We start from the raw sequence: 756 nt of genomic DNA on the forward strand, positions 1-756 counted from the left end.
AGTGGCTTTCATTTTGGTCGAATGAAGAATTTAAACTCAGTACTTCGTTAATTGATATTTTCCAAAATCAGCAAGAATACGATCCAGAGTTGGCCGATCAGATCAAAACGCTCGGCGAGAGACAGCTACTTTTCTTAGAGCGTTTTATTTCTTTGAACGCCAACGAGAACCAAGTAGCACAGATGGTTGAAGTGTTTCGAAATGAAGTTTTCATTCAGAGCCAAGAGATAAGAAGCGCGTTATTTAGTGCTGAGTCTATCAACCAACTATCACCAGAAGAGATCAATACTGGTTTGATGGCCATGAGCGCAAGGCTCAATTTGTTGCAAGATTTGGGAAACATCATCAAACAAGAATTTCAAAGCGAAGTAGAGATGGCGATCAGCAACGCCGAAATGCAGAGAACGCTGTTTATTAGCCTTGTCGCTCTGTTGGCCGCTGTAGTTATGGGCTTAACCATCAGCCTTGCTCGCCAAGTAACAAACAACCTAGGCTTAATCCTTAGCTTCCTGAAGAGCGAAGACGAGCGTAAGCGCCCTTCTCTATCTAAGCTCGTTCAGGGCAAAGATGAACTTAGCCTATTTGCTCAACAAGTCGAAAGGCTGACGATCGAACGAGAGCATGCCAAAGAGCGACTAACCATAGCGAAAGAGGATGCAGAAAAAGCCAAAGACAACGCGATTCAAGCAAGTAAGGCGAAAAGTAGCTTCTTGGCTAACATGTCTCATGCGATTCGTACCCCACTCAACGGCGTCA

The 756-nt window shown here is 44.3% G+C and carries 1 pseudogene; it reads left to right on the forward strand.

Features of this window, described 5'->3' with window-relative positions:
• Positions 1-756: pseudogene (locus KIV40_RS30270) on the forward strand (hybrid sensor histidine kinase/response regulator); the annotation flags it as partial.

It is taken from the genome of Vibrio sp. D173a, from assembly GCF_030248475.1.